This is a genomic window from Paenibacillus sp. J22P277 (genome assembly GCF_059383675.1).
In genome coordinates this window covers 382,493-394,249 of record NZ_JBXENS010000008.1, presented here as the reverse complement: position 1 = coordinate 394,249, position 11,757 = coordinate 382,493, and the positions used below count along the sequence as shown (strand labels likewise).

Here is an 11,757-nt window from a genome sequence, read left to right as displayed (position 1 = left end):
ATTCCTCCTTGCGCGCAAACGCGTCTTGCCCCCGCCAAGGGTCGCCGCGGTCAGCCGCGTGCCCGCCTTGGCGGCAAGGCTTCTCTCGTCTACAATACCGTTGCAGCCGGCACTTCCGCAAAGGCTTCCTTCAGCAGCTCGAACGAGCGCAGCCGCTTCTCGAAATTGGGCACGTTCGTCGTAACGATGAACTCCTCCACGCCGAACTTCTCCTGCAAAGCCAGCAGCTTGGCGCGCACCGACTCCTTGGACCCCTTCGTCACTTCGGGCGCCTTCACCTCGATGCGGTATTTCTCGTTGGACTGCCTGCCGTATTCCTCCGCCTGCTCGATCGTGCCGACGGTCAACGTCCGGCCGCTCTCGAGATGAATCTTGACCAGCTGGAGGTTCCCCGCAAGTTCTTCCGCTTCCTCGTCGCTGTCCGCGACGATCGCGGCCAGGGCGAAGATCGCCTGCGGCTGCCGGCCGCTCTCGAAGTTGAATTGCCCGCGATACGCCGCGAACGCCGCCAGCGCGACGTCTTCATCGCCGTTGATGAACTGCGAGAACACGTACGGCAGGCCAAGCGATGCCGCGATCTCGGCGCTGCCGACGCTCGTGCCGAGCACGTACAGCTCCGGTGCCGTCTCCGGCAAGGGCGAGGCTTTCAATCCCGCGAGCGGATGTCCGTCCTCCAGCCTGTCGTGGATGAATTTCTCCAGCTCGACGATCTTGTCCGTCAGGGATGGCGGGTCCTGAACCCCGCGCTGCAGCGCCTGCGTCGACCGCGGCAGCCCGCCCGGCGCCCGGCCGATGCCGAGATCGACGCGTCCCGGCGCGAGCGACGACAGCACGTTGAAATTTTCCGCGACCTTATACGGACTGTAATGCTGCAGCATGATGCCGCCCGAGCCGATCGTGATCCGCTCCGTCTTGGCCAGCAGGTGCGAGATCAGCACCTCCGGGGACGAGCCGCCGACCTGCTCCGAGTCGTGATGCTCCGATACCCACAATCGTCTGTAACCGAGCGCTTCGGCGCGCTGGGCCAGCGTCACCGTATGACGAAAAGCGTCCGTCGCCGTCTCCCCCGGATAAATCGGCGTTTGATCCAATATGCTTAGCGTAATGCCCATTGCTTTCCCCTCCTGGCGACGTTAGATGGAATAGGCCGGTTCCGGCATGATCCGTTTCAAGAATTGCTTCGTCCGCTCTTCCCGCGGCTTGTTGAAAATATCCTTCGGCGACCCTTCCTCGACGATGACGCCGCCGTCCATGAACACGACGTGGTTTGCGACGTCGCGGGCGAAGCCCATCTCGTGCGTGACGACGATCATCGTGATGCCTTCCTTCGCGATCCGCCGGATGACCGCGAGCACCTCGCCCACCAGCTCGGGATCGAGCGCCGAGGTCGGTTCGTCGAACAGGATGACCTCCGGACCCAGCGCCAAGGCCCGGGCGATGCCGACGCGCTGCTGCTGGCCGCCCGACAACTGGCTCGGGTACGCGTCCAGCTTCTCGCCGAGCCCGACCTTCTCCAGCACCTCGACGCTTCGGCGGCGCGCCGTTTCCTTCGGCATCCGCTGCACGATCACGAGACCTTCCATGACGTTTTCCAGCACCGTCTTGTGCTTGAACAGGTTATAATGCTGGAACACCATCGCGGATTTGCCGCGCAGCGCATGGATGTCCTTCTTGCCGGCGCGTTCGCAGTCGACCTCGAAATCGCCGATCGCGATTCGTCCCGCGTTCGGACGTTCCAGATAATTGATGCAGCGCAGCAGAGTCGTTTTGCCGGACCCGCTCGGACCCAATATGACCACGACCTCGCCTTTCTCCACCTGCAGATCGATGCCCTGCAAGACTTGATTCCTGCCGAACGACTTCGTGATTCCCGTCAGCTTGATCATGCGACTCCACCTCGATTGTACAGATTCATCCGTTTCTCCAGGATGACGGCAACGCGTTCGATGAGGACCGTAAGCCCCCAGAAGATGACGGCGGCGGCCAGGTAAGCCTCGAAAAACTTCCAATTCGTCGAGGCGACGATCTGCGCCTTCGCGAAGATCTCCACGACCGACACGGTGAAAGCGAGCGTCGACGCGTGCAGCATGCCGATGAACGAATTCGCCAGATTGGGAATGCTGGCCGCCATTGCTTGCGGAAACACGATGCGGCGGATCGCCTGCGGCGTCGTCATGCCGACGGAGTACGCGGCCTCGATTTGTCCGCGGTTCACGGTCAGAAGGCCCGAGCGCACGACTTCCGACATGTAACCCCCCGCCGTAATGGAAAAGGCGAGAAACGCGAAATCGATCATCGGGATGGATGCCGAACGAAAGCCGAGTCCGAGCTGCGCGCTCACGGCGTCGATGATCATCGGCAGTCCGAAATAAATGATCAGCAGATGCGTGAGCATCGGCGTGCCCCGAATGAACGTGACGTACGCGGAAGCGATCGGATGCAGCACGGGCACCTTGTAGATGCGGACGAACGCGACCGCCGTCCCGATGACGAAGCCGCACGCGACGGACACGACGGTGATCAGCAGCGTGGTCGGAATCACGGGCAGCAGCTTGACGAAGGCTTCCCAGATAAACGACGGATCCAGCTTCATTTACCTCGTCTCCTCTCTGAAGCGAACGCGGCGTTCGCGGGCGAAGAACTGGCGGAGACGGCCGTACCGCTCGCGCCGGAATACCGGGTACGCTTCCGCCGGCCGGCTCTCATGCCGCAGCAGCCTGCGCTCCAGGAACAGCAGCAGCCGCTCCAGGATAATGCTGATGACCAAGTAGATCAGCGCCAAGGAAATATAGCTTTCAACGAAATGATTGGTCAGCGTCGCCAGCGACTGCGATTTGCCCGTCATCTCCATCACGCCGAGCGAGAAGGCGAGGGACGTATCCTTGAGCAGCGCAAGGATGACGTTGGACAGCACCGGCACCGCGATCGCCAACGCCTGCGGCATGACGATACGGGTGAACGCTTGGTAACCCGACATGCCGACGGAATACGCGGCTTCGACTTGCCCCCTGTCGACCGAGGCGACCGCTGATCGGATCGTCTCCGATACGTAAGCGCCGGTATGCAGGCCGTAGGTCAGGATGACGAACGCGAGAACGGGCGCCCGGCTGACGTCGATGTGCGCGAGCTTGAGGATTTCCGGGAGCCCGTAGTAGAACAGGAACAGCTGGATCAAAATCGGCGTGCCCCGGAAGAAGGAAGCGTAGAGCTGAGACAGCCGCTGCAGAACCGGTACCTTGTACAAACGGGGAAGCGCCACGAGGAAGCCGACGATCAGCCCCGTCAGCAAGGCCCCGCCCACGATGAGCAGCGTCGTCTGCAGCGTGCCCGCCAGCTTGGGGAAAAACGTGAAGACATAGCTGATGTCGAACTTTTCGCCCATCTTCCTTTCCCTCCTTCGGCTTTATTTTTGCGTGTAATCCGCGCCTAACCATTGCACGCTCAGCTTGCTCAACGTGCCGTCGTCCTTGATTTCCTTGAGCGCGCCGTCCACGGCGTCCGCGAGCTTCTGTTCGTCCGGATCGTCCTTGCGGAAGACGAACTGCACGTCCGCTTCCTCCAGCGCGTCCCCGACCGACTCCAACTTGCCCTGCGGATCGATCAGCGAGAGCGTGAAGTCCGCGCCCAGCGTAGCGTCCACCCGTCCGCTCGTCAGCTGGCTGACGGTATCGTTGGCGGCGCCGTTCGTATAGACGATCTTGATCGCGTCGTCATGCGACTTGTTGTAGGTTTCGAGCAGCGTCGCCTCGGCGCTCGTCGCGGTCGTCAGCACCTTTTTGCCCTTCAGGTCGTCGAGGTTCTTGAACGTCGCCTTGCTCTCCTTCGGCACGATGATCTTCGTTTTCCAGTGCGCGTACGCTTCTTTGTTGAACAAGTATTTCGCCGCCCGGTCCGGGTTCTGCTCCATCTCGTGCGCCACGAAATCGATCTTCTTCGTCTCCAGGCTGAGCAGCAGGTTGGAGAAATCGAGCGTCTGGAATTCGAATTCGTAGCCCGGCAGGCGCTTGTCGACTTCCTTGACCAGCTCGACGTCGAAGCCCGTCAGCTTGCCGTTCTCGTCCAGGAAGCATACCTTCGGAAATTGCGTGCCCGTGCCGACGATGATTTTCTTCGCGTCCGCCGCCGCATTGCCGCCGGAGGCATTGTCCGTCTGCGCGCTGCCGGACGCATTCGCGCCTGCCTCGTTCGCGTCGTTCTTCGAGCCGCATCCCGTCGCGACCACCGTCAATGCCACCAATGCCAATCCCGCCGTGCCGATCATTGTCTTCTTCATCGTTCATCTACCCCCACTGTGTTTGAGTTGCCTCGGCACTCCGGCCAAGATCGCATGCGGACCTCCACAGGAATGGTAGATCACCGTTTTTATAAATTTTATAATTCCAATCGATTTAATCGGAATTAGGTTGAAACTAATTTATCATCCGGGGCTCCCATCGGTCAATCCGGTTTTCGATAGAGATTTTCTATTCATCGATGGAGAGATTCGATCATCGATAAATAACGGCGCAATCGCGCTAGCCGAACAGCTCTTGACCGATCTCCTGCAGCGAATCCGCGAACAGGGAATGCTCGCCGCTCCGGGAGATCAGGTTCGTTTGCAGCGTGATGCCGTTCATCTCGGCGAACTCGATGGGGAACAACCGCTTCTCCCGCACGTCCTGCTCCACGCACAGCCCCGGCAGGAAGCAAATGCCTGCCCGCTCCAGCACGAGCTTCTTGGCCGACTCGGAGTTATCGACGAGGTATTCGATGTTCGGCTGCCGGTCGAGGCTGTCGAACACCCGGTGCACCCGCATCCAATCGAGCGACCCGCATTCGAAGAAGACGAGCGGCTGCGAGCTGATCTCCGCGATCGAGACATCCCGCTTCCGCGTAAAAGGATGCCCCTCGTACACGTATAGTTTGATCGGATCCTCGTAAAATTTATAAGACGCCAACGTCGGGTGCGCTACTTTCCGCACGAACGCCAGATCGATCTCCTTGTTGTGCAGCTTGTGCACGAGCTCGTCGGTGCCCGACGTGAACAGCTTGATATGAAGCTCCGGGTAACGCTGCTTCAATCTCGGCAGCAGGCTCGGAATGAGATAATTCGAGACGGACACCGTCGCGCCGATCCGCAGCTCGTGCGGGACCGTCTTGCGCTGCTGCATGTGCAGCTTGCCTTTCTGGAACGTCTGCATGATCTGCTGGGCGTAGGGAAGAAACTGCTTGCCCTTCTCGGTCAGCGCGATTTGCTTGCCCAGCCGGTCGAACAGCCTGCAGTCCAGCTCCCGCTCCAGCGTTTGAATGCGGGCCGTGACGGAAGGCTGGGACAGGAAGAGTACCTCGGCCGCTTTGTTGAAGCTCCCGTAATGATTCACGTACACGAAGGCCTCGATGTTCTCGATGTTCATATCCGGTCCGCTCCTTATATTTTATTATTCGCATGCGTTAACTAGGAATTACAAATATTCTAAAGCAACGCTCATGCGGCGTCAATCCGGGCTTGGCCCTTATACTGGCTGGGTTCACGAATCCCATAAACGAACGATAGCTTCCTTCTATCGATGGATTGAATTTTTTTATTTCCTATTTCAATGGTCGGAATTAAACGATATCGTAGCTTTACTTGCAGGCGTCCTCGCACGTCAAACGATTTAGGGGGTATTCACGATGGGGTTGATCATTCGGGATGTGACAAATGCCGACCGCGATGCGGTCATCGGGGTCACCATAGGCGCCTATGGGCAATATTCGGCGTCGCTGCCCGCGGACAGATGGGAGCCATACCGCGATTCCATTCTCGCTTCCTTCGACGGCGACGGGCCGGCGGCGAGAATCGTCGCGGAGGAGGACGGCCGCATCGTCGGCTCCGTGCAGCTGTTTCTCTCCTCGGAAGCCGCCTACGGCGCGCCGGAGCTCGGCATTACGAACCCGATCATACGCCTGCTTGCCGTGCCGCCGGAGCATCGGGGCAAAGGAATCGCCACGGCGCTCATCCGCGAAGCCGCCGCGCGTTCGGTCCGGCTCGGCGCGGACTGGCTGAACCTGCACACCTCGGATATGATGGCTTCCGCCGTCAGCCTCTACGAGAGACTCGGCTTCGAACGGGCCGTCGAGACCGACATCATGAACGGGGAAACGCTGGTCAAGGGCTACCGCCTGAATCTCGCGCAAAAAGCAGCCTCCCTGTAAGGAAGACTGCCGGTATCCGGGCGCTCCCGGCCTGTCCTCTCTCCCTTGTACATGTGCAACGGCTGACGAAACCATTCATGACCCGGCAAAAGGATGGACGAAAACGAAATATACGGATAACCATCGGCGGGACGGGAAAAACGATTGGGGCAACCCCTGTCAAGAACAAAGCATCCTTAGGAGGCTTCGCCCCCGAGGATGCTTTGTTTCGTGCAACACTATTCAACCGTGTCCATTCTCATTCATCCGCCGTAATCGCAAAACCGTATATATGAGCTGCCCGGCCTTGATCATTGTATAGACGCAATGTATTCTTGCCCGCTTGCATCCGGATGCGGATTTCGCGCTGATCTTTGATACTCCAAGTCGGGAAATCCCAGCCGTCCGTGGTGTGCAAATTCGTCCTGTACGTGTGGGCTCCGCCGTTCACTTCTACGCTGAGGTCTCTGCTTTCCCCCGCGCAATAGTCGAAGCGCATCAAATAATAGCCCTCCTTCGGCAGCATAACGGAGTCAAACTTAAGCTCGCCTCCATTGCCAAGACCCGTAACCTTCTCGCCGCCCGATGCGTCCAACACGAATTCCGCGCCGCCGCTCAAGATGCCTTGTCCAACGGGCACATACAATTCCGGCTGCGGTTTGTTAGCGATAATATGGATTTTTTCCAACGCGGGCACGGATCCTGCAATACGTTCGATGGACAGAGCGTTCTCGCCGCCCGAAAAAGGGAATACCACGTCTTTCGTCATAAATATCTTAACGGATCCGCTTTGCGGCATTTCCTGTTCCACTTGGTTGATTCCGTCGCTAATACGCACGTTCCAAGGTTCTTTTGCCGCGTAGAACAGCCTTACGGTTTGCGGCTCGGCCGTTGTTTTCACCGAAAAGACAAGACGGCCGTTCAAATTCAGCAATACGGCTTGCTGATCGTTCTCGTATACGACAGGCTCGCTCCCTTGCCGCGTTTGTGCCTCTTGCGCCGAATATTCCGTTCTTGCACCGCTCATATAGCCGGATTCAATCCCTGTCGGCAACGGCAAAATCTCTTTGGCGATATAAATGCCGGCGCCTCCGCTTTTCTTAAGCGGAAGTTCGATCACGGTCCCGCTAGTCACTTTGCAGCGTCTTACTTTCATCATTTCGCCGCTGGAGTCATCCTCGTAAACTTCGGCCGCGAATTCGCCTTCGGGCAGAAAATCCATTTTCAGGCGCACGATCATCGCTTCGTTCGTGATGCAGCCGATCAACCATTCTTCTTTGGAGCGGCGCAGAATGGCTGCATGATGACCCGGATATCCGGACAGCACCTTGACCTCATCGTAAGCGGGCTTCATGCGGCGCAAGAAATCCGTCCCTCTCCACGCTTCCAAATAATAAATGGAAGCGGCAATGTGCGCGGCGCCTGATTCGAATACGACCGAAAGCGCCATCTGATGCGCTAACGTCGTATTGCGGTTTTTGTTCGAGAATCCGGTCGGCGTATAATCCATCGGACCGACCACGTTGCGCGTAAACGGAACCGTACAATTGTGCTCGGCGTCCGGCAAGCCGCTCCACATATAGTGTTCAAGGCCCAGGATCCCTTCCGCCGTCAGGAAATTCGGCCATGTGCGTCCTTCGCCCATGCATTTGGTCGCCCCGTGGAAATTAATCATCAACCGATGCTCGGTCATGACCTCGGCAATCATCTCGTATTGCCGCATCGTGTGCTGGGAATCGTTCTGGAAGAAGTCCACCTTGAGCCCGTCTACCCCGCAGCTTGCCCACAACGCAATTTTCTCGCGCGCCGTTTCGGGCGTATCGATATACTGCATGGCGCTCCACAGCCATACGACGATGCCTTTCGAATGGGCATAATCGCACAGCTCTTTCAGCCACGTCATATCCCAGTCCGCGTCCACGGTGAGTCCTTCGAATCCGACCCCCGCCGCGAAATCCACATAGCGTTTTTGCTCCGTGTAGAGCTGTGCGCTGTTCATATATTCCCACCAACCCCATAAACAACGCCCCGGTTTGATCCAGCTTGTGTCTTCGATCGCGGAAGGCGGATTCAAGTTATAGTTGATCGTCGTATTCACCAATTCGTTGAGATCGTCCGTCGCCACGATGACGCGCCAAGGAGAGGAGAACGGCAGCTTGCAGGAGAGCGGCCTTCCCATTTCTTCCGGGGCGAACTCCAAAGACAGGCTGCGGCCTCCGGCTCCGCGCAAGTGACTAGAGCAATAGCTGCCGTTCGTGTTATACACCTGCGCTTCCGTCAGCATGACCCAACCGCCATTGTCGGCGTGGAACAAGCTTGGCATTCCGTAATCCCTGCCCGCTTTGTCTTCCCATCCGGTATGGTCGTACGTTGCTTCATAGCTGCTGTTCAAATGCTGCAGCCACAAATCGTCGTAGGTCTCCGCCAAAGCGAAATTCGTCGCTTCGCGAATGACCTGCATAGGCTTCTCTATATCGGACAGCACTTGATAGCGAAAAGCAGCCCCGTCGTCATACGCGCGAGCGCACAGCACGAACGTATACGCTCCGCATGCAAACTGCAGGGACATCTCGTTCGCATGGTTATCATAGACCGCCTTTTTCCCCGCCGGTAACGAGTAGGTCTCGTCAACGATCGCGCGCGTTTCCTTTATAAAACGAAAAGCCGTCGCGAAATTTTCCAAATCGCTTTCAAAGCCGAGCTTGCTTTGCTCTATGACCGCACGGCCATTGCGCTCGACGGCGTACCCTAGCTCTCCCTCGGCATTTCTGCTGACCGTCATGCGAATAGCCTTATTAGGCGAACGCAGTTCCCACATCATCGTAATCTCCTGCCCATTCATTTGGTGTAGGGGCAGGGTTACCCTGCCCCGGAATAAAGCGAATCACTTTGGGATTGCCAAAGGCTTATTTTTGTTCGGCCGCATTGTACAATGCCATGCGAGCTTTATAGTTTTCCGTGTACATGCCTTCGATTTTCACCGCGTCGTTCGCTTCGATTTCGGCAATCATTTTCGCATACATACCGTCGATTTCATCATGCGACTGCGCATACACCATATTGGAAAAGCCGGTGTCGATAATATCCTTGATTTTTTGTTCGTTCAATGCGTCGGGCGTGCCGCTCTTTGGACCGAGATCATCGTAAAGCGCGGTATCCCAGGTCGAACCGGCCATCGATTTCAATGCATGCTGATTCACGTTATCTCTTTTGTAACGGAACATTAAGTCATACGGAGTGCCGTCTTCGCCCAATCCGTTGCGAATCATCCATGTCCATTTGCGAGCGCCTGTCGTTTTCGAGAATGCCGCCCAATCTTTGCTGATGGCATCCAGCGCTTCCTGCGTCGGCACGTGAACGCCGTTTTCCATATTCCAGTTCATGCCTTCCTTGCCCCACATCAGCAAATATTGGCCTTCTTCGCTCGCCAGGAAGTCCAAAAATTTGATCGTTTCCACCGGATGCTTGTTCGCTTTCGTAATGCCGACTCCGTCCCAACCCAAAGAACTGCGCGGCCCGTAAGTCGTTTTATTCGGATCGACGCCCGGGGCGGTCACTTTGAATCCGTAGAACAGTTGATGCGTATCTTCGCCGTATTGCGTTCGAAACGCGCTGTTGGCTTCGTTCACGATACCGCCCGCCGTTGCGAATACGCGTCCGCTGGCCGTTTTCTGCGCATAATTTTGCGCTTTATTGATTCCCCACTCGCGGTCGAGCAAGCCTTCCGAATAGAGCGTATTGATGAATTTGATCATTGCCAAGTACTGCGGATCCCTGACATCGAATTCAAGGCGGCCATCATGCTCATAGTACGTTTTCATTCCGTACATCGCCTTGAACGAGCCGATGATGGTAGGCATATGATCAGCGCTTACCGTCATCGGTATGGAAGATTTTCCGTCTACCTCGGGATATTTCGCCTTGAACTTTCTCAGCAAATCCAAAAATTCATCCTGCGTAAAGGAATCCCCGGCCGCAGCGCGCTCGCCGTATCCAAACTCCTCCAGGATATCCATGCGCATATTGATGGCCCAGTTCGGATCCGGATCCAATCCGTACCAGTTATTCAAATAATAATTTTTGCCGTCCTCGTACACGCTTTTGGAAAGTACGTCGCCATAACGCTTCTTGATATTCGGAGCGTACTCTTCGATCAAATCGTTCAGAGGAATCAAAGCACCGGCGGCAATGTATTTGTTCAAGGTAGCCTCGCGTCTGTCGATCAGCGCGATATCGGGCAAATCTCCGCTGACCAACATCAAGTTCAGTTTCTCGTCCGGATTGCCCGTGGGTTGCTGAATCTCGATAAACACGCCCGTACGATCCGTAATTTCTTGCGCCACGGGGTTCGTAAACGGATCGCCCACGTTTTTGTCGAATAAAGTCAACGTAATCGGCTTCTTCGGCGTATCGTTTGTTGCTTTGCCGTTTGTTGCTTTGCTGTTCGTTGATTCATCCTTGGCCGAGTTAACATCCGAATTTTTGTTTCCGGAACCGCACGCGCTCAAAAGCAAAATACTTGCAAGCGCCGCTGTCAAAACGAATCTCTTTTTCATTTTCATACCCTCCTGTTTAGTAAATAGCTTCTCTTTATTCGCCGAATCAGATGAACCATCACACTCCTACTCTTGTAGGGGATTTTATTTAGTCCGCGTCCCGAACCGGAAAAAGATTCGGAGAGTCGGATAAAATACTTCCTCGTGATTCGTAACCATTAGCCTTTTACTGCCCCGATGAGCATTCCTTGTAGGAAGTATTTTTGCAATAACGGATAGACGACAATAATGGGCAGCGTAGCTACCATCGTAACCGTCATACGGATACTCTCGCTGGACACCGGCAATTTTCGCTGATCGTTCGCAAGCTGCTGCGACGTGTTCAGCATATCATTTGTCTGGAACTGATTGAGAATTTTCACCAACACGGCCGACAATGTTTTCAAAGAATCTTTATAGGTATAAATATAAGAATCGTACCATGCGTTCCAATGACTGATGGCCGAAAACAAGGTAATCGTGGCAAGCACCGGCGTACACACGGGTATCATGACTTTCAAAAAAATCTGAATGTCGTTCGCGCCTTCTATTTGTGCCGCTTCCTCCATTTCTTTCGGCATGCCCTCCATGTAGGTTCGCACGAGGATCATCCAGAAAATGCTCATGATCCCGGGGAAAATGAACACCCAAAAATTATCGATGAGATGCAAGCTGCGCACGACCATATAGGTGGGAATCAAGCCGCCGCTGAAGTACATCGTAAATACAAAATACAAATTAAAGCCGCGCCAGCCCACGAGCTCTCTTTTGCTTAGCGCATACGCCACCATCGAAACGCAAGCCAGCGTAAGCGGCACGCCGACGACGGTTCGGCCGACCGTCACCACGAAAGAGTTTAAAATTTCTTCGTCCTGCAACACGGTTCGGTAGCTGCCCAAGCTGAAATCGCTCGGCCACAGCATAAATTGTCCATACGTAGGGGCGGACGCATCATTGAGCGACAATACAAAAATGTACCAGAAAGGAAAGAACGTAATGGCGAATATAAGCAACAGGAAACCGTAAATGATGATATTTGCCATAATCGTTTCCACTATATGTTGCCGTA

Annotated in this window: 10 protein-coding genes; 1 reads left to right on the top strand and 9 read right to left on the bottom strand. The window is 55.9% G+C overall.

The genetic code is table 11. From position 1 onward, the window contains the following. Nucleotides 1-89 precede the first annotated feature (89 nt). From AC50YL_RS28640 to AC50YL_RS28615, 6 genes are all read right to left on the bottom strand, one after another. The gene (locus AC50YL_RS28640) at nucleotides 90-1,112 is read right to left on the bottom strand and encodes an LLM class flavin-dependent oxidoreductase (RefSeq protein ID WP_494836473.1); all 1,023 of its coding nucleotides are present in this window, start codon (nucleotides 1,110-1,112) and stop codon (nucleotides 90-92) included. Nucleotides 1,113-1,133: 21 nt separating this feature from the next. After that, nucleotides 1,134-1,886 carry an amino acid ABC transporter ATP-binding protein gene (locus AC50YL_RS28635; protein WP_494836472.1) on the bottom strand — a complete coding sequence of 251 codons (753 nt, stop codon included), beginning with the start codon at nucleotides 1,884-1,886 and terminating at the stop codon, nucleotides 1,134-1,136. Then, a complete protein-coding gene (locus AC50YL_RS28630; protein WP_161745436.1) occupies nucleotides 1,883-2,593 on the bottom strand; it encodes an amino acid ABC transporter permease in 711 nt (236 codons plus the stop codon). The genes AC50YL_RS28635 and AC50YL_RS28630 overlap by 4 nt, the downstream gene beginning before the upstream one ends. Continuing rightward, nucleotides 2,594-3,382, bottom strand: a complete 789-nt coding sequence (locus tag AC50YL_RS28625) for an amino acid ABC transporter permease (RefSeq protein ID WP_494836471.1) — start codon at nucleotides 3,380-3,382, stop codon at nucleotides 2,594-2,596. 21 nt (nucleotides 3,383-3,403) lie between these two features. After that, the gene (locus AC50YL_RS28620; RefSeq protein ID WP_494836470.1) at nucleotides 3,404-4,273 is read right to left on the bottom strand and encodes a transporter substrate-binding domain-containing protein; all 870 of its coding nucleotides are present in this window, start codon (nucleotides 4,271-4,273) and stop codon (nucleotides 3,404-3,406) included. Between the two features lie 241 nt (nucleotides 4,274-4,514). Continuing rightward, nucleotides 4,515-5,393 carry a LysR family transcriptional regulator gene (locus tag AC50YL_RS28615; RefSeq protein ID WP_494836469.1) on the bottom strand — a complete coding sequence of 293 codons (879 nt, stop codon included), beginning with the start codon at nucleotides 5,391-5,393 and terminating at the stop codon, nucleotides 4,515-4,517. Nucleotides 5,394-5,652: 259 nt separating this feature from the next. On the opposite strand from AC50YL_RS28615, the gene AC50YL_RS28610 reads away from it, so the two are divergent. Then, nucleotides 5,653-6,174 (top strand): GNAT family N-acetyltransferase, encoded by a 522-nt coding sequence (locus tag AC50YL_RS28610; protein ID WP_494836468.1) that lies wholly within the window; start codon nucleotides 5,653-5,655, stop codon nucleotides 6,172-6,174. Nucleotides 6,175-6,412: 238 nt separating this feature from the next. On the opposite strand, the gene AC50YL_RS28605 is transcribed toward AC50YL_RS28610, so the two are convergent. The 3 genes from AC50YL_RS28605 to AC50YL_RS28595 all read right to left on the bottom strand — a co-directional run bounded on the left by AC50YL_RS28605 (nucleotide 6,413) and on the right by AC50YL_RS28595 (nucleotide 11,731). Then, a complete protein-coding gene (locus tag AC50YL_RS28605) occupies nucleotides 6,413-8,974 on the bottom strand; it encodes a glycoside hydrolase family 97 N-terminal domain-containing protein (protein ID WP_494836466.1) in 2,562 nt (853 codons plus the stop codon). Between the two features lie 85 nt (nucleotides 8,975-9,059). Continuing rightward, nucleotides 9,060-10,709, bottom strand: coding sequence for an extracellular solute-binding protein (locus AC50YL_RS28600; protein WP_494836464.1), 1,650 nt, complete (start codon nucleotides 10,707-10,709; stop codon nucleotides 9,060-9,062). A 158-nt stretch (nucleotides 10,710-10,867) separates the two neighbouring features. Next, entirely contained in the window at nucleotides 10,868-11,731 is an 864-nt protein-coding gene (locus AC50YL_RS28595; RefSeq protein WP_494836736.1) for a carbohydrate ABC transporter permease, read from the bottom strand. Between the last annotated feature and the right edge of the window lie 26 nt (nucleotides 11,732-11,757).

What these genes read in the sequence shown, in the direction of transcription:
- AC50YL_RS28620 (WP_494836470.1), bottom strand. Translation starts at nt 4,273, where the DNA reads ATGAAGAAGACAATGATCGGCACGGCGGGATTGGCATTGGTGGCATTG.
- AC50YL_RS28610 (WP_494836468.1), top strand. Translation starts at nt 5,653, where the DNA reads ATGGGGTTGATCATTCGGGATGTGACAAATGCCGACCGCGATGCGGTC.
- AC50YL_RS28600 (WP_494836464.1), bottom strand. Translation starts at nt 10,709, where the DNA reads ATGAAAAAGAGATTCGTTTTGACAGCGGCGCTTGCAAGTATTTTGCTT.
- AC50YL_RS28630 (WP_161745436.1), bottom strand. Translation starts at nt 2,593, where the DNA reads ATGAAGCTGGATCCGTCGTTTATCTGGGAAGCCTTCGTCAAGCTGCTG.
- AC50YL_RS28615 (WP_494836469.1), bottom strand. Translation starts at nt 5,393, where the DNA reads ATGAACATCGAGAACATCGAGGCCTTCGTGTACGTGAATCATTACGGG.
- AC50YL_RS28595 (WP_494836736.1), bottom strand. Translation starts at nt 11,731, where the DNA reads ATGGCAAATATCATCATTTACGGTTTCCTGTTGCTTATATTCGCCATT.
- AC50YL_RS28635 (WP_494836472.1), bottom strand. Translation starts at nt 1,886, where the DNA reads ATGATCAAGCTGACGGGAATCACGAAGTCGTTCGGCAGGAATCAAGTC.
- AC50YL_RS28605 (WP_494836466.1), bottom strand. Translation starts at nt 8,974, where the DNA reads ATGATGTGGGAACTGCGTTCGCCTAATAAGGCTATTCGCATGACGGTC.
- AC50YL_RS28625 (WP_494836471.1), bottom strand. Translation starts at nt 3,382, where the DNA reads ATGGGCGAAAAGTTCGACATCAGCTATGTCTTCACGTTTTTCCCCAAG.
- AC50YL_RS28640 (WP_494836473.1), bottom strand. Translation starts at nt 1,112, where the DNA reads ATGGGCATTACGCTAAGCATATTGGATCAAACGCCGATTTATCCGGGG.